Here is an 18317-nt window from a genome sequence, read left to right as displayed (position 1 = left end):
TGGCACTGTAAATCAATGGAGGCTTATTCATGACCAAAAATATCAGGTTGGCAGAACTCCATCTATCAAACTTCAAGGGTGTAAAATCATTCACCCTTGAAACAGGTGGAGAAAGTGCAAAGGTCTATGGTGATAACGCTACAGGCAAAACAACGTTATTTGATGCTTTCATGTGGCTGCTCTTTGATAAAGATAGTCAAAACAAAAAAGACTTTGAGATCAAGACGCTCTCAAAAGATAACAAAGCGGTAAGCGGCGTTGATCATGAGGTATCGGCTGTACTCTTAATCGACGGAAAGTCTGTCGAATTGAAAAAGGTCTATTCAGAGAAATGGACCAAGAAACGGGGATCAGCAAAGCAAGTCTTTTCTGGCCATACCACCAATTATCATGTGAATGGTGTACCAGTTAAGAAAAAAGAGTTTGCTGAGAAGGTCAATGAGATTATCTCTGAGGATATTTTCAAACTGATAACTTCTCCTTCTTATTTCAATGAACAAATGAAGTGGCAGGATCGTTTGGCCGTACTCATGGAGATCGGCGGAGCTGTGACTGATGAGGACGTTATTAAGCAGGACAGTTCATTATCAAAACTTCAATCGATCCTAGATGAAAGAAGTCTTGATGAACAAAAGAGCATACTTGCTGAAAAACGTAAAAAGATCACTAAACTTATGGAGCAATATCCGGTCAGGATCGATGAAATCAACCGCTCTATTGATGATGTCAGTGATCTTGACCATGAACAACTGAAAGAAGAGCTAAAAGCTCTCGAGTCATCACTTATGGCATTGGAAGATAATGTCCGTTCTATCAAAGCAGATGAAGGAGCAGATAGAAAGAAGCGTGTGCTTCAGCTCGAAGGCGATCTGCAACAAATTATGAATGAGTATGACTCAGAAAGATTTCAGGTAGTGAATGAGAAAAAAGAAGCCTACTACAAAGCGAAAAACGATCTTTCTCAAATCCAGAATGATCTCAGTAATTTGATCACGAAGAAAGAGCACTTAACACCTTTTCTATCTCAAATAGATAAAGAGCGCTTTGAGTTACGAGAAGAATGGTCTAAAAAGTACGAAGAATCGTTTGATGATCATCAAAAAGATTGTCCAACATGTGGACAGGCATTGCCAGAAGAAAAAATTCAAGCTGCTATTGAGAAATTCAATTTACAAAAAAGTGAATCCCTAGAGCGCATAGTCGATAAGGGAAAGCAATTAGGAATTGAATATGACAATAAGCAAAATGAGCTGTATGAAGTTGATGAGCAAATTCAAAAGTTGAATTTGGAAGAGAAATTTAAGGCTTCAAATTTAGAAAAACTGAAAGAAAATATGGAACAAGCTGAAACGTCCATTGCTCCGCTTTCCGATAATCCAATGTATCTAGCAAAGGTAGAGGAGCTTGAAAAGATCAATAACGAGATCCAGTCTGGTGAGCAGGAGACAAGTGGAACTGTTCAAGCCATTAATGAACAGATCAAGGGAAAACAGCAGGAAATGACCTTGATCCGCAATGATCTTTCTCGCATCGATCAAGCTCAAAAAGCCCTCAACCGAGTTGAGGAGCTAAAAGATGAAGAACGGAAAATGGCTGATGAATATAACGAGGTAGAACAGCAGTCATTCCTGATTGAAGAGTTCATCAGAACTAAGATGAACCTTATGGAAGAACGGATAAACAGCAAATTCAAGTATGCTCGCTTTAAATTGTTTGAAGAGCAAGTGAATGGTGGATTAACTGAGACCTGCGAAACGCTGTATGAAGGTGTGCCTTACTCCAAAGGCCTAAACAATGCGGCGCGTATTAATGTCGGTTTAGACATCATTAATACGTTAAATGAGCATTATGGTATTTCTGCGCCGATCTTCGTTGATAACGCTGAGGCAGTCACTGAATTAATAGAAACAGATTCACAACTTATTAGTTTGGTTGTTTCCAAGAAAGACAAGCAGCTGCGAGTTGTGAATCAAGATGACGTTACAGGAGGATACAGATGAGTAATCAGAATCAATTGGCACATGCACAAAAAAATATTACAGATGATGTGAACAATAGTCTAAGCAGGTTAAAAGATGAAGGATTGGTTCTTCCATCAAACTATAATGCGAGCAATGCATTAAAGAGTGCTTTTTTTAAGCTTCAAGAACTGAAAGATAAAGATGGAAGACCTGCATTAGAAAGTTGCTCTCGTGAATCTATTGCTAATTCATTATTGGATATGGTTGTACAAGGTTTAAGCCCTGCAAAAACACAATGTTACTTCATTCCGTACGGGAAGCAATTACAACTAAATCGTTCATATTTTGGTACACAAGCAGTCTTGAAACGCTTAACTAATGTTAAGGACATATGGGCAAACGTGATCTTTGAAGGCGACGTATTTGATTATGAGATTGATGGAGGTCGTGAAAAATTAATCAAGCATGAAACGAAGTTTGAGAACAGAGACAAACCGATCATCGGGGCTTATGCAGTAGTGAAGACCATTGATGACATAGAGCTGCTAACCATCATGACAAGAAAAGAAATTGAAACTTCCTGGAGCCAAGCGAAAACAAAAGCGGTTCAGAATAAGTTTCCACAGGAAATGGCCAAAAGAACCGTTATCAATCGCGCGGCGAAGAATTTTATAAACACAAGCGATGACAGCGATCTGCTTGTCCAAGCCATCAATAATTCAACTGAAAATGAGTATGATCATGAACGGGTGGATGTTACACCGGATGAAGTGAAAAAAGAAATTAGTGAGAATGCTAATTCAGAAATTATTGATGTTGGTTTCAAGGAACCAGAAGAAGATCCAGAACAGCACCAAGAAACACCTGAAATAAAGCAACGTGAAAAACCTGAGCCACAATCATCAAATGGACATGATGAAAAGCCTTCTGCATTGAATGAGGAACCACCATTTTGATTGAAATAAACGCTGTCTCATCAAGTAGTAAGGGGAATTGCTATCGGGTGACTGATGGTAAAACCCCGCTCCTTTTGGAGTGTGGTATCACCTTTAAGGAGATGCAACGTGCTTTTGATTTCAATATGAGCTTCTCTGGTTGCCTCATCACTCACGAGCATGGTGATCACTGTAGGGCATTGAAAGATGTATTGAGAGCCGGAATTGATTGTTATATGTCTGCTGGGACGGCAAAAGCTCTTGGAGTAGAAAATCATCACAGAATCAATCTTGTAAAAGCTAGACAGGCGTTTAGGATTGGCACGTGGCTTATTATGCCCTTTGATGTTCAACACGACGTATCAGAGCCATATGGCTTCCTATTGGCTAATGAGGATGGAGACAAGCTCCTCTTTGCCACTGACACCTATTACATCAAATACAAGTTCCCTGGACTCACGCACATCATGGTTGAGTGCAATTACTCTGAATCGATCTTGGGTGCAAATATTGAGAATGGGAGCATTCACAAAAGCATGCGTAATCGCCTCATACAGTCGCATTTCAGCCTTGAGAATGTTAAGACATTCCTAGCTGCAAATGACTTGTCAAAAGTGCAGGAAATATGGTTGTTGCACCTATCTGACACAAACAGTGATGAGCGGTTGTTTAAAGAAGAAATAGCAAAACAAACAGGAAAGGTTGTCTATGTTCCGAAATGAGCGAGCTTTTTAAAACAGCTTATCCCTATTGTTTTATTACGATGGCTAGATCAGTAGCTCCAGACATGCGGAAAAAGGTATTGGCCATGTACATAAGCACTTATATGGCTAAGTATGAACCGCATCTTGAAGTCGTGAAAATTGAAGGTAAATACGCTGTTTGTAGACTCAAATAGTTTAATTGGGAAGGAGGAAGTCATTTGCGAGGATGGATTAAATTACATCGGAAGTTAAGAGGTAACCCAGTATTCAATAACCCTAATTTACTGAGACTTTGGCTCATCTGTCTTACTGAGGCGAGCCATAATTCAAGACAACAAATGATAGGTAATCAGGTAGTGGAAATAGAGGCAGGTCAATTTGTAACTGGTCGCTTTGATTTGTTTGACATGTTCAATGATGGTTTGACTAAATCCGATAAAGCAAAATCAGAAAGAACGGTTTATAGGTGGTTAGAAAAATTAGAGGAAATGAATTTTTTGTCCATCAAAAAGACCACCAAATATTCTCTCGTAACCATTAATAAATGGGCGCTTTACCAACAGGACAACAAGTCGATTGACCATTCTAGTGACCATCAAATGTCCAACGAATGTCCATCAAATGACCATCAAATGTCCACAAACAAGAATTTAAAGAATTTAAGAATTAAAGAATATAAAGAAGAGGAAGAAGAGAGAGCGCCAGTAGGAAATGATTCTCCTTTCCAACAAATCGAAGATAAATACTTGTCTCGAAAAGGTGGATTGATGATAACACCTGCTGATGCACAGGCCATCGAAAGAGTTATTCATGAAAAAATACCCCTTGAAGACATATTGGTGTGGATCGACGAGATATTCGATCAATACCGACCACGACATAGAGCGGATGGCATTAAATCGTTTTCTTACCTAGAGAAAGGCATTCTTGATCGATGGCATGCCAAAAACAATCAACCTAGCAACATATCTGAATTTAAACCAAAGAGACAACAAGACAACTTATCAGTATTAGAGGCTTATGCAAAAGAAAATGGCATTAAATTTGGAGGATGATTAGCATGACAAAGGACCAAGCAATGTCTATCCTAACAAGGATTGCAGCTGCCTATCCTAGATTTGAACTCTCTACAGACGCGATCGGAAAAGAAAGAATCAGGCTTTGGATAGAGTATTTAACGGCACTGCCATATGAACCTGTTTTAAAAAAGATTGATCAGCATATTGCTGAAAAACGTTTCCCTCCTGCTATTGCGGAGATACAAGTACACCAACAAGAGAAAAACGAGTTTCTGGAGAAGCAGAAAGAGTGGGAAAAGAATGCAAAATTTGCGAAACGTAGAGGCTGAACAGTTTTTGCTCGGCTGTATCATCCTTGAAGGCGATCTAATCAAGGAAACAGCCTTAGAGTCTAAACATTTTGCTGAAGAGCGTCACAAGCAAATTTTCGCCGCAATGAGGGATGTGGACAGGCTAGGTAAACCTGTTGAATTGGCCAATGTCGCTGCATCTATGGGAGGCACTTTGAATGAAGTTGGTGGATTTGAATATTTAACTAACCTAGCAAGTGCTGTTCCATCTACTCATTCATTTGAAACCTATGAAACATTAATTTACGAGGCTTTTAGACTGAGAGATGTGCAAAGTGCAGCTTTAGCATTTGCCAGTTCCCCTACTGATGAGGGCATCACTGAGCTTTATCAAAAAACCATTGAAGCTCAAGAGGTTGGTGTAAAAGAGACTCGCACGAAAATGGATGTTCTAACAGAAATATTTATGAGCATGGAAGAAGATCATGGTGATCTGACGGGAGTCAACACGGGTCTTGCGGATCTTAATGCCATGACAGGCGGTTGGCAAAAGAGTGATTTGATTATTGTGGCTGCTCGTCCATCGATGGGTAAAACAGCATTCGCTCTTAACCTTGGCTATAATAACGCGCTAAATGGCGGAGTAACGGACGTATTTTCGCTAGAAATGTCTGATACACAATTAACACACCGAATGTTAAGCAGCATAGGGAGTATTGAAGGCACGAAGTGGAGGAATCCAAAGAGATATTTCAGCGAGGATGATTATGATAGAGCCAACAAAGCTATGGGTGAATACGAAAAATTAGACATTTATATTCATGATCACCCCACTCAAACCGTCGCAGACATTCGCTCTAAAATCCGTAAGACAAAGAAAGATCATCCTGATCAAGATCATTTAGTCATCATTGATTATCTTCAGCTTATCACGCCGATTGGTAAAGCTGAGAGCAAAAATCATGAGGTTGGTGAGATCACGAGAGAACTTAAAAATATGGCTAGAAGTTTCAACGTTCCGATCATCTTGTTATCACAGCTTTCACGCGGTGTAGAAGCGCGAAATGATAAACGACCTATGATGTCTGATTTGCGAGATTCAGGAAGCATTGAGCAAGATGCTGATATTGTGACCTTCCTTTATCGGGATGATTACTACAACAAACAAAGCGAAGCTAAAAACATTGTTGAAATCATTTTTGCAAAACAGCGGAATGGATCAACAGGAACAATAAACGCTGCCTTTGTGAAAGAGTACGGGAAGTTTATAAATCTATCGCGGCAAATGGAAGCCGCAATGTGAAATGAGGAATGGATATGTCAATCGATAGCAATCAGCGTAAACAGTTCCTTCTCAATGAACTGAAGCGCATTGGATATAAACCGAATGAAATTAAAAGTCTCGCTGATAAATCTCTCTATGACCTCGAAATGCTAGTCATTACAGCCAAATTTGAGCAAGGAAAAGATATTGAGACTTTCAACGCCAGAATGAAGATTGAGGAGGAAGCAGAGTGATTAAATTACAAATCAAAGACAGCACTACGGGTAAAGAAGTGAATTTTGAAGCAGATAATTACACCGCTTTAGAATTCGGTCAGTTGATCACTAAACTAGACATGTACATGCATAGAGGTTCTTTTAATCCAAACGAAAGACAAAGGGCTTCAGCAGTTGCCCCATCATCAGTTAACAGAGCGATAGAACCAACTCATACTGACAAAGCGATCAATCACAGCAAGCCATTTCATCAAGATCAATCTATGTCTAAGTCAAAAGATGAGAAGAAAGATACTCCTGATCCCTCAAAATCAACAGAACTAAAGCGAACGAGACCAAGATCAACTGCTCTTTTGAATAATGAACGAACTTTAAGTGCGAGCATTGGAGATCGCGTGAAATGTAAGACTAAATTTCAATGTCCTGAGTGTGGATTGAAACAGGATAAACAGGTTTTTAAGGGCTTTAGATTTACCGCATGTGACAGCTGCGAAACGAAGGTGAAAATTATGCCTGCTGATATGAAAAATGGTTGGGATCATGAAGATGAAGAAGGCTACTTGTACCATGCGAAAAGTCGTTATGTTCAAGGAGATGAAAAACTATGAAAATAACATTCACCATTTACGCAGAGCCGGTTGCACAGGGAAGACCGCGGGCTACGAGTGTAAATGGCATGACAAGGCTGTATGATCCGAAAAAATCAAGAGACTTTAAGTCTTATGTGAAGCTGGCTGCGAGCGATCACCGACCTGATCAACTCCTGACGGGTCCTCTTGAATTGAAGGTGAAAGTCTATAAATCATTATTGAAAAGCTTCAGCAAGAAAAAGGCCGCAGAAGCTGAAAGAGGCGAGCTGAGACCAGCCAAAAAGCCTGATGTAGATAATTACATCAAAGGAATAAAAGACGGATTAAATAAAGTCATTTGGCAGGATGATAGTCAAATTGTTGATCTGCATGTAAGCAAGTTTTACAGCAGCACACCAAGAATTGAAGTCGAAGTATCTACTCTTACACCAACCCACGAGGAGGAAAAGTTATGTCAACAAACATTAATCTAAATTCTTTTGCAGAAGGTGCATTGAAAGAACAATTCAACATTGAACTCCAACGTATTTTAGAAAACATTGCTGATCCAAATACAGATCCAAAAGCAAAAAGAAAGCTTACTATCCAAGTAGCACTTTATGGAGACGAAAGCCGAGATGTTGTCTTTACAAACGTAGTAGCAAAATCTCAACTTGCTCCAGGAAGAGAAGTAGAAGCGAAATTATTCATGGACACCGACTTGCAGGGTAATGTATCGGGAGCTGAACTCAAATCTGGGATTCTAGGACAAACATACATTGATGATTCGGGTGATATAGCAGAACATGATGGTCAAAAAATCATCAATTACCAACAAAAGAAATCAAATTAATTATTAAAAATAAGAATTGGAGGAATGAAAAATGATTAAAGAAGCACTGCAATATATTACAGGATTGGCTAATACAAAGATTTGGAAAGTTGAGGATGTAGTTTATTCAACTGAAACATTATCAAGAATTAAGGAACCTATACCAAATACAATTCATGTACATTCTTTGTCTGGTTTAGTGGAATATCTACAGTCTAATTTTGATGCGCCAGGGCAGCTAATGGTACATGTTGAATCTCCAACATCAATAACTGTGTATTCTCAATTAAACCGAGATGCAGAAAGAAAGATTTTTATTAAAGCTGAAGCGATGATACCTTCATTCAGGTTTGATAGTTTCTATGATCCTGAAACATTTAACATCAAACTTCAATCAGTTTTTGTACAGAATGAGGACAGGGACATCATGCTGAAAGTTGTTGGAAATATCAAAGAGGAAGCGGTGCAAACAATAGGTGATGACGGTGTATCTCAACAAGTTGTCGCAAAAGCTGGTCCCGCTTCAGTAGCAAATGTACAAGTACCTAACCCAGTAGTTTTGGCTCCATTTAGAACATTTGTTGAAGTGAAACAGCCAGAATCAAATTTTGTTTTTCGTATGCAGAGCGGTCCTGCTTGCGCCCTTTTTGAAGCAGATGGTGGTGCGTGGAAACTAAAAGCTATGGAATCTATTAGAAAATACTTAGTACAAACGCTGCAAGAAGAGATTAATAAGAAGAAAATCAAAGTAATTGCGTAATGGCACGCAAACGCTCAAAACGGTGGTTCTTGCTTTATCGCAAAGAGGATGGACAGCGCGTCCACCTCTATGAACCACTTAAACAATATGAACTGCTCAGTCGGATCAGGAAAGGATGGAGGATTGTCAGATGATTAATAAAATCAAATTCTTCTTTAAACATAAACACTTCTTTTGTTTCAAATGTAGAAATATAGTTTCAGTCGAGCGAGGCTATGAGTTGGAATTTTGCACACGGGTTTTCAACGGTCCAATTTGCACTAAATGCGGAAGGAGCTTCAGGAAATGAGTAAGATCGTCAAAGGCGATTGGGTGGAAGCTTTGGTAGAGGATAACCGCAGAATATTTCATATATCCGGTTATGTTTTGGTAGTTTCTGAAGATGAAATTTTATTACGATTCCTTAGTGGTAATTCCTTGGTTGTTCCAAAGTCTTGGGTTCAAAAATTGGATGTAAAGCTCACTGAAGGAGATTTAAAGGTTCTGATTGACTTGTCCTTAGATTTAAAGGATAAACACCTGTTTAAAATGTTTGTGCGCGATTTGAAAGCTATACAGGGCAAATAAAAAATAAAAAAAGAACCGAAGCACAAGGCCCCAGCTCTAATAAAACCCGACAATTCATTATAACATGGGAGGCCTTGTGCGCATGAATAATCCTTACAAACATATAGACTCTAACATCTCAATTGATCAGCTTTTTGAAAAAGGAGAAGTGAGAGTCATTATCCTAGATGGCCATTCCGATGAAGTGTTCTTGGTGGAAGCACCTATTTACGGTAAAACGGAAATCACTACCCGTGACGGCCAATTCACAAATTTAAATTACTCGAGTTCACACAAAATAAAATAGCAGGAGATTCCTCCTGCAGGGAGGCAGTCAAAATGAAAGAAATCTGGTATTCAAAATCTCCAGATGCTGAATTTTGTATCGTCAATACAGCGAGCGGATACGTTGCCTATTGGCGTTCTACTCTATTAGCAAACGGGAAATGGAGAGAGTATGACACGTATCCTACCTATCAAGCAGCACGCCGTAATATCGGTCGAGTCGGTTGCGCCGGAAGTATGAAAAAGGTCAAGCGGCTGCCATGGGAAAGCGTGGCATGAGCTTGAAGAATATGTCTCACTGATGAGTTTACACCGCTAGAAAAGGGAGTAGAATAGTTTCTCTTTCCTCTAGGTGCCGCTCATTATTATGTATCAAAGTTTAATCGTCCTGGCTCACACTATGGAGCATTTGAAGCCAGGCATTTTTTAATAAAGCAAAAAGAACAACATCAGGGACAGCTGACACTGTTCTGATGGAGTCTAAACATTTAGTCATAATCATTTTGAATTCACTAAAAATACTTCTGTTGGGAATGAATTGAATTTATATGGTAAGTATAGTAGTAATAATAAACAAGTGAGGTTTTAAATGTATAGAACTAATAAATTATCCTTAGTGCAAGTCACTGTATTATGCAGTTCTACGATGATAGGTTCAGGAATCTTAATTATTCCCCATAGTTCAGCTAGTTCAGGTTACCCTGATGGCTGGATTACAATATTAATACAGGGAGTCTTTTTTGCTTTTATCGCTTTCTTATTTGGATGGATTTCTGAGATGCAAGTACCCCATACAGTTTATGAATTAAATATCAAAGGTGCAGGGAAGATATTAGGAACTACATTTAATTGTTATTTTATCGCCTACTTACTTGCCATTGTAGGCTTTGAAGTGAGGATTCTAGGTGAAGTCGTACAGTTTTTCCTGTTACAAGATACTCCGATGTTTATAATCATCATTATTTTTTTATTAGTTGCAATTTATCATCTTAAAAGTGGAATAATGCCTGTTATTAAATTAATCATGTATATTTATCCTTTGACAATATGTATTTATATTGGTTTGATGATTTTTAGTTTCAGTATTTTTGACTTCCAGAACTTACAACCGATTATGGAAGGTGGTCTTACTGATTTTAAGCTTTTTACTCACACAAATATTCAATTCACAGGTTTCGAGGTGGTTTTATTTATACTACCTTTGGTTTATAAAGAAAAGCTTTCTGGAGCAAAATGGGCTGCCGCTATAGGAGTTTGTATTACCACTTTAATATATTCACTTACACTTTTTGTGGTTATGGGTTCTATGACAGTAGGTGAAACAAAATCTCTTGCATGGCCTACAGTTTCGCTTATACAAACTTTAGAGATTGAAGGCGTATTCATTGAAAGGCTTGATATTTTCTTATTAGTATTATGGACTTGTCAGCAATTTATTTGCATGCTTGGATTTTTCCAATTTGCTATTAGGGGATGTAATAATTTATTTAAGTCTCCTGAATTAAAAAAATTATTGTGGATCCTTTTTTTGACTACATTTGCGCTATCTCTATTCCCAAAAGATATTGATGAAGTAATATATTTTTCAACTATACTTGGATATGCAATGTTTGTGTCATTAGGTATACCTTTTATATCTGTTTTATTGTTAAAAATAAAAAGAAAAATGAAATAGGAGTAAACACTTTTCGATCTGATTGAAAAAGAATTAATTAAAATTTCATTGGTAAATAGAACAGTTCAAATAATAAAGAATGCCTCGAATTGACCTGTTATATGTCTTTCATTGTTTATAGGAGGTTGAGGAAATGGGAGCTGAACAATTATCCTTACTGCCAGAGATCGATGAGAAACACGTCCGGAATGCTCTGATCAAGGAGCTGAAGGTCTATAGGGCACTGAAGGTTCTTGAAGAAAACAGAAAGGAACAGGAGGCAAACGGTGCAACAGGGCTTTTTCCTTCTCTCAGGAACCAGGAAGTTTTAAATGAACTGAAGGTCCGGCAAATAGAAAGAGCGCTAGAAAACAGCCTGGATGAAATTGAGCAAGACATCATCCGTATGAAATACCTGACATCACGTGTGGTGAAGGATTTGGAGGTGTGTGAAGAACTGGGTCTGAAGAAAGACCGGTATTACAAATTGAAGAAGCAAGCGACGTTTAATCTTTCAACAGCACTCGGAATCATATGAGTGCTGTTTTTTGTATCTTTATTCCTATTTAATGGCAAGTTTCGTGTTGGTAAAATTGACCTTGTCAATGAATAGGAGGGAGTGAATTCTTCTGGGGAAGATACTTGATGCAAAAGCACTTACAAGTGCAATGGACGCAAGGACAAAACACTATCGGGAACTCCGCGAACAAATGGTTGATTTGAAAAAAGCATTACAAGGTGTTGCCAACCTCGGTGATGACTTCACTGGGAAAGGTGCCGATAACATTAAAAGTTTCTACAAAGAGCTCGCCGGAAATGTGGACATGTTTATCAGTTTCATTGATAAGCAAATAGCCTTTCATGAGGGTGTGTCCGGTACGCTTGATGATACGAGCTTTGGCGGTGACACCTTTGTAGAAGAACACTTTTTAGACAATGCAGTACATATGGGTACCAAAAATGCCAAAAGTATTGTGAAGGATCAAAAAAATGCGCTCAAAACCATTTTTGAAGATATTGATGACCTTATTTCTCTAGAGGTATTTGATAGCCAAACCTTTGATGAAAAAATAGAAGATGCGGAAGATGAACGAAAAAAGACGGTCAAAGATCTAAGCGAGCTTGATCAAAATTTAAAAGATGAATATGCTTTGTCAGAGACCGAGCAGCAAGCTACAATGGCATTGTACGCAGAAATGATGAATGCCACGAATGACGGGAAATCCATTTCACCTATTAATTTTGATAAAAAAGCATTTCAAGATAGTGAAATTTACAAGGCAAAAAGCGATATTGAGAAGCAAACTGCTGAATATCTTAAAATCAAAAAAGAACAAGAAGAAGCCCGCGAGATCGCAAAGGAACAAGAAGCGCTCGCCAACCGTCCTTGGTATGAAAAAGCCCTTGATTATGGGGGAAACATTGTCAATGAGCTAACCGGTGTGAATGATGCAAAAAGAGCCGCAACAGGCATTGATCCAATCACAGGCGAGGAACTCACGGCAGGTCAACGAGTCGCTGCAGGTGGCATGGCAGCAGCCGGCTACATCCCGATTGTCGGCTGGGCAGGACGTATTTTCAAAGGCGGAAAAGCCGTCTATAAAACGACTCAAGCCACGTCAGCCGCAGTCAGGGCAGTGGACATTTACAAGACGTCACAAAAATCCTTTGACGCCCTGAAAACATCACAAAAAGGATTATATGGCCTCACCGCGACTAACGGCTTCAGCGAAGCGATTACAGGTCGAGATATGTTTGGGAATAAGATCTCGAAAGAACAGCAGGAAGCAAGTATGAATGCGGCGCTTGCAATGTTTTTACCGTTTGGTATGAAAGGACCTATAAAGAAAACTCCAGGAGTTATACAAAAGTTAAATAAACAAATTAGTGAAAGCTATGATGAAATAAAGAGATTCAGGGAAAAAGCGGGATTAAAACCTTATGCTATTGATTCTGGTGATACGGTAGCGGCAGTAAAAGTTAACGACAGGACATTTTTTGGAGTGAATTCTACTATCACTAAGGAGTCACAACAAGCAACAAGAGAGCTAAGACAAAAGTGGTTAAAAGAAGTACAATGGGTTCCACCTAAAAAGAGTTCCCCTAAACATTTAGGCCATGCTCAGTCATTGACACATGCGGAATCTCATTCATTAATTAGAGCTTTTGAAAAGGAAGGTCAATTACCGCAAAAAGTAACTATGTTTGTAGATAGGAAGACTTGCAATATTTGTAGAGGGGAAATGCCAGCCTTGCTAAAAAGGTTGGGGGTTGATGAATTAGAAGTTTATAGTGGTGGATTAGAAAAGCCTTTAGTTATCAAAGCAACTAAATAAGGAGGAAATTTCGTGATTGTATATAATGGACCAGTTGAAGAACCAGTTGAAAACCCAGGAGAAGAATTTATTAAAAATATTTTCTTTGAAAAAGAAGCGGATTATTGGAAACAAGGAAGTGGAGATTCTTGTTTTGAGATAGAGGGAGAAGATGAATGGCTTATTTTCTTTTATGATGAGCCATATGGATTCTTTATCATGAGACATCCAGATTATTTAGTTCCTTTGAAAAAGGATGTTGAAATAGAAACAATAGAGCATTTGGTTGGTGGAGAACCAATGAAAGTACCATCATGCAGTTATTTAAGTCGAGAAGAAGCATATAGAATTGTTCAACACTTTTTAAGTACAAAAACTATGCCTGATTTTGTTGATTGGGTTGATTTATATGACATCGATTTTGAACATGATTTTTAAAAATAGAGTGTCCATGTTTATGGGCACTTTTTTTATTTGCATTGCCGAGAAAAAGCCGATAAAAAACCGACAAAAAGGGGGATAAAAAGGGGACCTTTTTTCCTAAGTGGATCATCGTATGATAGAGACAAGCAAAACGAACGTGAATATTTTGTCCAGAAGGAAGAACCTGCGGACGCTGATCATTGAGCACTTTAAGTGCCTTGATTGGTGTCCGCTTTTTTTATTGGGAGACACGCCTTTCCCTTATCAATGGCGTATCTGGATACGGAACAAAGGTGTTGAGGAATGTGGCCATACGAGAGGGACATTCTGAGCCTGGATAGCAGCTGGTCTGCGGCAGCCGTATCGAGGACAGTTTTTCATTTTATTTGATGATTGACTGTACTTGGCATCCTCTCGGAGTGTAGTCATCATTGCAAAATCTAATTAAGCGAATAGCGTAAGGTGGTGCTTATTCGGCAAGGAGAGTATGAGCATGAAGATCAGGGATTCTGTTTCTAAAGAGACATTAAAGCAATTTAAAAGCATTGCTCCTGGTTCTAATAGTAAGAAGAGAGGTGCTGATCCGATAACGACGCGCGATTGGGAAGAAATAATGGGCACGAGACGCGAAACGTACCAACGACAAGGCGGCCGTATCCGGAGAAAATAACATGGTTAATAAGTGGATTTTTCCATTTTTAATGATACTTGTGGAGGACAATCTGACTATTTTTTCATATGCTGTGATGAAAGTCAAAACTGTTGAAAGGGTGTTGATATGAGCCGCAACAGAATGGACGATTTTTTCTTTTGTTCACGTAGGAGAAAGCATTGTAATTGTAAGGACGAAACAATTGTTTCACCAACACGTCATATCGTCAAAAAAACAACTAGTGAGAATACAATCAGACGAATTCATCCAACTCATATTACAAATGTGAATAAACACATCAAAAAAATTGAGAATTTTTATCCAGTGACAGAATCGTATGAGAATGAGTGCTGTGTTGAAGAGTACGATTGTGGATGTGACTTGAAAAATCCTTGTTGTCGTCGTGTGAATAGATAAAATCGAATCTTACTTTTATATTGAGCGTCCCTCTGGGGCGTTTTTGTTATGGGAATAGTCATCTTTTTGGGTGTATGGCTGCAGGTGCTTTGGTGAGGGATAGGAGCGCAAAAATATAAAAAGGGAGATGATGAGCATGGCATCAAAATTTGGTGTATCTGCTAATCCAAAAAAAGCGAATCACATTTTAGGAAAGGACAAGGTTGTAGTTGTTGCGGTTCAGAATCACAATGATTACCTTTGTGGGCCAAACCTTATTCCTCAACGAAAAGTTGCGGGGAAATGGGTTACGATCAAAACGAATTCACCTAACCCGCTGAACCCAGCAGAGAAACAGTACGATGAATTCGACATCAAGGAATCACTAGGTAACAAAAAAGGCACTTATCGCTTTAAAGTTGATGTGGAACGTTACGACAAAAAGGGCAATCATGTTGCAACTGTCGGTACATTCTACACAAACGAATTTTACATCAAGTAAGCAGCTGATGCCGCCTCCTGGGCGGCATCATTTGTTTTTATAGGAGGAAACAGCGATGAATATCAAAACAATCCCCGTACATAAAATTAACCCATCACCATATAACCCCCGCATCGATCTGCAACCAGGAGATCCTGAATACGATTCTCTGAAAAACTCAATTAAAAAATTTGGATACATTGATCCCTTAGTGTGGAATGAGCGAACAGGTCACCTTGTAGGAGGTCATCAACGTTTCAAAGTATTGATGGAGGACAATCCAAGTGAAATTCTGGTATCAGTGGTTTCTTTAAATGACCAGGATGAAAAGGCCCTAAACGTAGCATTAAACAAAATCAGTGGACATTGGGATGAAAACAAACTTGAAAAACTTCTAACAGAGCTAAAGGATAACAATCTTGATCTAGAAACTATTGGATTTACTGAAGAAGAATATGAAGATCTATTAGACAGTGTTTCTATTGAAAATGAAATCGTGATTGTTGAGGAAGATAGTGGATGAGAGCGTAATAGGCGGTTGTCTCTAGTTCAGTAACTGCCTTCAAACCTTTTGAACGAAACAAGCTGTAGATAATGATTAGAACGGAAGGAAAGAATTATTTATAAAAAAATTCAACTTGAATGTTAAAAATATCCCAATTGGGCCGATATATTCATTGTCACGGTAAGAATTAAGTCTAGTAAATGGCAAGTTTATTTCTTTTATATTGAAATATAAGGTTTTATGGTCATAAACTGAACTGTGATGAAAGGTAGTAAAGTTAGAGAGTCGAAAGACCTTCTGCGTTACTATATATTCTTATGAATTGAAAAATTCTTAGGGGAGAACTGTTCAAATGGATTTGGACAGATTAGCTCAAAAAAATTACATGGAGGTAATAGGAAATGAGAATTAACCACAATATCGCAGCACTTAACACATTGAACCGTTTGTCTGCAAACAACGGTGCGAGCCAAAAGAACATGGAGAAACTTTCTTCTGGTCTTAAAATCAACCGTGCAGGAGATGACGCAGCAGGTCTAGCGATCTCTGAAAAAATGCGTGGACAAATCCGCGGATTAGAAATGGCTTCTAAAAACGCACAAGACGGCATCTCTCTTATCCAAACAGCTGAGGGTGCATTGACTGAAACTCACTCAATCCTTCAACGTGTACGTGAACTAGTCGTACAAGCTGGAAATACTGGCACACAACAAGGAGAAGACTTAGCTGCAATTAAAGATGAGATCACAGCGCTTGTTGAAGAGGTCGATGGTATTTCTAATCGTACAGAGTTTAACGGAAAAAAATTATTAAATGGTACGTTTAATGGAGTAGGTACACCTGGCACACCTGCAGATCCAGTTGCTGGAACACCAGAAATTCCAGCAACTGATGGCGATGCTTTAGTATTCCAAATTGGTGCAAATGCTACACAACAAATTAAGGTAAACATTCAAGATATGAGCGCTGCTGCTTTAGGCGTTACAGACAACAATGGTGCAGTTGAGACAGGTAAGTCTGTTAAAGACATCGATGTATCTAAATTTGAAACAATTGCATCTGAAGAAGATGGTGGATTTGATGATCAATTAGCAATCGTTGATGGAGCTATTAAACAAGTTTCTGCACAACGTGCTAAACTTGGTGCAGTCCAAAACCGTCTAGAGCACACAATCAACAACCTTGGTGCTTCTTCTGAAAACTTAACGGCTGCTGAATCTCGTATTCGTGACGTTGACATGGCAAAAGAAATGAGTGAGTTCACGAAGAACAACATTCTTTCTCAAGCGTCTCAAGCGATGCTTGCACAAGCGAACCAACAACCACAAAACGTGCTTCAATTGTTACGTTAATAACTTATCTCAAACACCCCTATTTAAGGGTTCTCAGCTTGTAGACAAAGTCTACAAGCTTTTTTATATAAAAAAATTATCTTGTGAGGAAAATTGCTCGATCTAGCATCTCTTGATGGTCAAAGCAGAAAGCATCAAATTGACTACTGTGGAAGACTTGAAGAAGCTCATTGAATTAGAAATGTACCTGCTGAAAAATGATGAAATTTGAAAACAAACTCAAACTTAATTCAGCAGTTCGGAGGTGGGTGATATGTAATGGGTAGACCGCGTGATCCGAGAAGAGATGAAGCTTTCCGTCTTTGGAAAGAGAGTGGTGGAGCCCGCTTACTCAAAGACATTGCAGATGAGTTGGGTGTGACAAGTAGCACCGTCCGTAAATGGAAAGCGAACGATAAATGGGATGATAATTTCAAAGGGAGCGCTCCTAAATCGAAAGGGAGCGCTCCTAAACGTACTGGCGCTCCGAAAGGGAGTAAAAACGCCAGAGGTAATAAAGGGGGGAAAGCGCCACCTGGTAATCAAAATGCTAAAGGCAATAGGGGTGGCGCAGCTCCAAAAGGCAACAAGAATTCATTCAAGACCGGTGAATATGAAACGATCATGTTTGAGTATATGGATGAAAAGGAGCAGAAGCTTTTTACTGAAGTTGATACTGATCCTCTGTACCAAATTGATCTATCAATACGATTATTGAGCGTGCGTGAAACAAGAATGATGCGCTTAATTACTAAATATGAGAATGGATTGACTGATAAGCAGCGGACAGTCTTGCAGCAAATGCGGAAGATGAAAGACGTTGTACAGGCTCCAGATAAAAATGGTCTGATTAAAGCTGTTCCGATAACTAATGAACGTCTAGCAGTGGTCCAGATTGAGGAGACAGACTCACCGCTGCTGGAGAAGATATTGAGCATAGAAGATGCTCTGACACGTGTGACCGCACAACGTGATAAAGCCATTAGGCAGAAAGTCGACATAATGAAAACTATGTCTGAATATGAATTGAGGCTACGTGGCCTTGATCTTGCAAACCGAACGAGAGAAGCAGAGCTTGAGCGGATCACCGCTCGACCTGTTGATGACTCTGTACAGATTACAATTAAGAGAGCAAAGAAAAAAGGTGATGGCTGATGCA

24 protein-coding genes are annotated in these 18317 nt (G+C 39.0%); all 24 read left to right on the top strand.

Annotated elements, in window-relative coordinates; all coding sequences use genetic code 11:
• Positions 1-29: 29 nt before the first annotated feature.
• The 24 genes from NKR21_RS16045 (at position 30) to terS (ending at position 18313) form a co-directional block, all read left to right on the top strand.
• A complete protein-coding gene (locus tag NKR21_RS16045; protein WP_144456333.1) occupies positions 30-2000 on the top strand; it encodes an AAA family ATPase in 1971 nt (656 codons plus the stop codon).
• Positions 1997-2917, top strand: a complete 921-nt coding sequence (locus NKR21_RS16040; RefSeq protein ID WP_144456331.1) for a recombinase RecT — start codon at positions 1997-1999, stop codon at positions 2915-2917. The genes NKR21_RS16045 and NKR21_RS16040 overlap by 4 nt, the downstream gene beginning before the upstream one ends.
• Positions 2914-3618 carry an MBL fold metallo-hydrolase gene (locus tag NKR21_RS16035; protein WP_144456329.1) on the top strand — a complete coding sequence of 235 codons (705 nt, stop codon included), beginning with the start codon at positions 2914-2916 and terminating at the stop codon, positions 3616-3618. Before NKR21_RS16040 ends, NKR21_RS16035 begins: the two co-directional genes overlap by 4 nt.
• Before the next feature lie 200 nt (positions 3619-3818).
• A complete protein-coding gene (locus NKR21_RS16030; protein WP_144456327.1) occupies positions 3819-4655 on the top strand; it encodes a hypothetical protein in 837 nt (278 codons plus the stop codon).
• A 5-nt stretch (positions 4656-4660) separates the two neighbouring features.
• Complete coding sequence (locus NKR21_RS16025) at positions 4661-4948, top strand: replicative helicase loader/inhibitor (RefSeq protein WP_144456325.1); 288 nt, start codon at positions 4661-4663, stop codon at positions 4946-4948.
• Positions 4920-6212: a replicative DNA helicase gene (gene dnaB, locus NKR21_RS16020; protein WP_144456323.1), complete on the top strand. Its 1293-nt coding sequence runs from the start codon at positions 4920-4922 to the stop codon at positions 6210-6212. The genes NKR21_RS16025 and dnaB overlap by 29 nt, the downstream gene beginning before the upstream one ends.
• Positions 6213-6226: 14 nt before the next feature.
• Positions 6227-6427 (top strand): hypothetical protein, encoded by a 201-nt coding sequence (locus tag NKR21_RS16015; protein WP_144456321.1) that lies wholly within the window; start codon positions 6227-6229, stop codon positions 6425-6427.
• Positions 6424-7017 (top strand): hypothetical protein, encoded by a 594-nt coding sequence (locus NKR21_RS16010; RefSeq protein ID WP_144456318.1) that lies wholly within the window; start codon positions 6424-6426, stop codon positions 7015-7017. The genes NKR21_RS16015 and NKR21_RS16010 overlap by 4 nt, the downstream gene beginning before the upstream one ends.
• Entirely contained in the window at positions 7014-7472 is a 459-nt protein-coding gene (locus tag NKR21_RS16005; RefSeq protein WP_144456316.1) for a RusA family crossover junction endodeoxyribonuclease, read from the top strand. Before NKR21_RS16010 ends, NKR21_RS16005 begins: the two co-directional genes overlap by 4 nt.
• Complete coding sequence (locus tag NKR21_RS16000) at positions 7451-7831, top strand: replication terminator protein (protein WP_144456314.1); 381 nt, start codon at positions 7451-7453, stop codon at positions 7829-7831. The genes NKR21_RS16005 and NKR21_RS16000 overlap by 22 nt, the downstream gene beginning before the upstream one ends.
• Positions 7832-7862: 31 nt before the next feature.
• Positions 7863-8570, top strand: coding sequence for a hypothetical protein (locus tag NKR21_RS15995; protein WP_144456312.1), 708 nt, complete (start codon positions 7863-7865; stop codon positions 8568-8570).
• Positions 8571-8855: 285 nt separating this feature from the next.
• On the top strand, positions 8856-9137 hold the full coding sequence (locus NKR21_RS15990) for a hypothetical protein (RefSeq protein ID WP_144456310.1): 282 nt from the start codon (positions 8856-8858) through the stop codon (positions 9135-9137).
• 82 nt (positions 9138-9219) lie between these two features.
• A complete protein-coding gene (locus tag NKR21_RS15985; protein ID WP_144456308.1) occupies positions 9220-9423 on the top strand; it encodes an XtrA/YqaO family protein in 204 nt (67 codons plus the stop codon).
• A 32-nt stretch (positions 9424-9455) separates the two neighbouring features.
• Complete coding sequence (locus NKR21_RS15980; protein ID WP_144456306.1) at positions 9456-9680, top strand: hypothetical protein; 225 nt, start codon at positions 9456-9458, stop codon at positions 9678-9680.
• 310 nt (positions 9681-9990) lie between these two features.
• Complete coding sequence (locus NKR21_RS15975) at positions 9991-11076, top strand: GerAB/ArcD/ProY family transporter (RefSeq protein WP_144456305.1); 1086 nt, start codon at positions 9991-9993, stop codon at positions 11074-11076.
• Positions 11077-11209: 133 nt separating this feature from the next.
• Positions 11210-11593 (top strand): ArpU family phage packaging/lysis transcriptional regulator, encoded by a 384-nt coding sequence (locus tag NKR21_RS15970; protein ID WP_144456304.1) that lies wholly within the window; start codon positions 11210-11212, stop codon positions 11591-11593.
• A 91-nt stretch (positions 11594-11684) separates the two neighbouring features.
• Positions 11685-13391 carry a ribonuclease YeeF family protein gene (locus tag NKR21_RS15965; protein ID WP_260851765.1) on the top strand — a complete coding sequence of 569 codons (1707 nt, stop codon included), beginning with the start codon at positions 11685-11687 and terminating at the stop codon, positions 13389-13391.
• A gap of 12 nt (positions 13392-13403) precedes the next feature.
• Complete coding sequence (locus NKR21_RS15960; protein ID WP_144456302.1) at positions 13404-13808, top strand: hypothetical protein; 405 nt, start codon at positions 13404-13406, stop codon at positions 13806-13808.
• A gap of 478 nt (positions 13809-14286) precedes the next feature.
• The gene (locus NKR21_RS15955) at positions 14287-14463 is read left to right on the top strand and encodes a hypothetical protein (RefSeq protein ID WP_186299637.1); all 177 of its coding nucleotides are present in this window, start codon (positions 14287-14289) and stop codon (positions 14461-14463) included.
• 108 nt (positions 14464-14571) lie between these two features.
• Positions 14572-14862: a spore coat protein gene (locus tag NKR21_RS15950; protein ID WP_144456301.1), complete on the top strand. Its 291-nt coding sequence runs from the start codon at positions 14572-14574 to the stop codon at positions 14860-14862.
• Between the two features lie 136 nt (positions 14863-14998).
• Positions 14999-15343 carry a structural protein gene (locus NKR21_RS15945; RefSeq protein WP_144456300.1) on the top strand — a complete coding sequence of 115 codons (345 nt, stop codon included), beginning with the start codon at positions 14999-15001 and terminating at the stop codon, positions 15341-15343.
• Between the two features lie 55 nt (positions 15344-15398).
• A complete protein-coding gene (locus tag NKR21_RS15940; protein WP_144456299.1) occupies positions 15399-15845 on the top strand; it encodes a ParB N-terminal domain-containing protein in 447 nt (148 codons plus the stop codon).
• A 383-nt stretch (positions 15846-16228) separates the two neighbouring features.
• Entirely contained in the window at positions 16229-17179 is a 951-nt protein-coding gene (gene hag, locus NKR21_RS15935; protein WP_144456298.1) for a flagellin Hag, read from the top strand.
• A gap of 258 nt (positions 17180-17437) precedes the next feature.
• On the top strand, positions 17438-18313 hold the full coding sequence (gene terS / locus NKR21_RS15930) for a phage terminase small subunit (RefSeq protein ID WP_144456296.1): 876 nt from the start codon (positions 17438-17440) through the stop codon (positions 18311-18313).
• The last annotated feature ends 4 nt before the right edge of the window (positions 18314-18317 follow it).

The sequence above is a fragment of the Bacillus sp. 1735sda2 genome, from assembly GCF_024159245.1.
GTDB lineage: Bacteria > Bacillota > Bacilli > Bacillales > Bacillaceae > Bacillus > Bacillus pumilus_O.
Note: the sequence above shows the minus strand (reverse complement) of the source record. Positions and strands in the feature narration are given on the sequence as shown.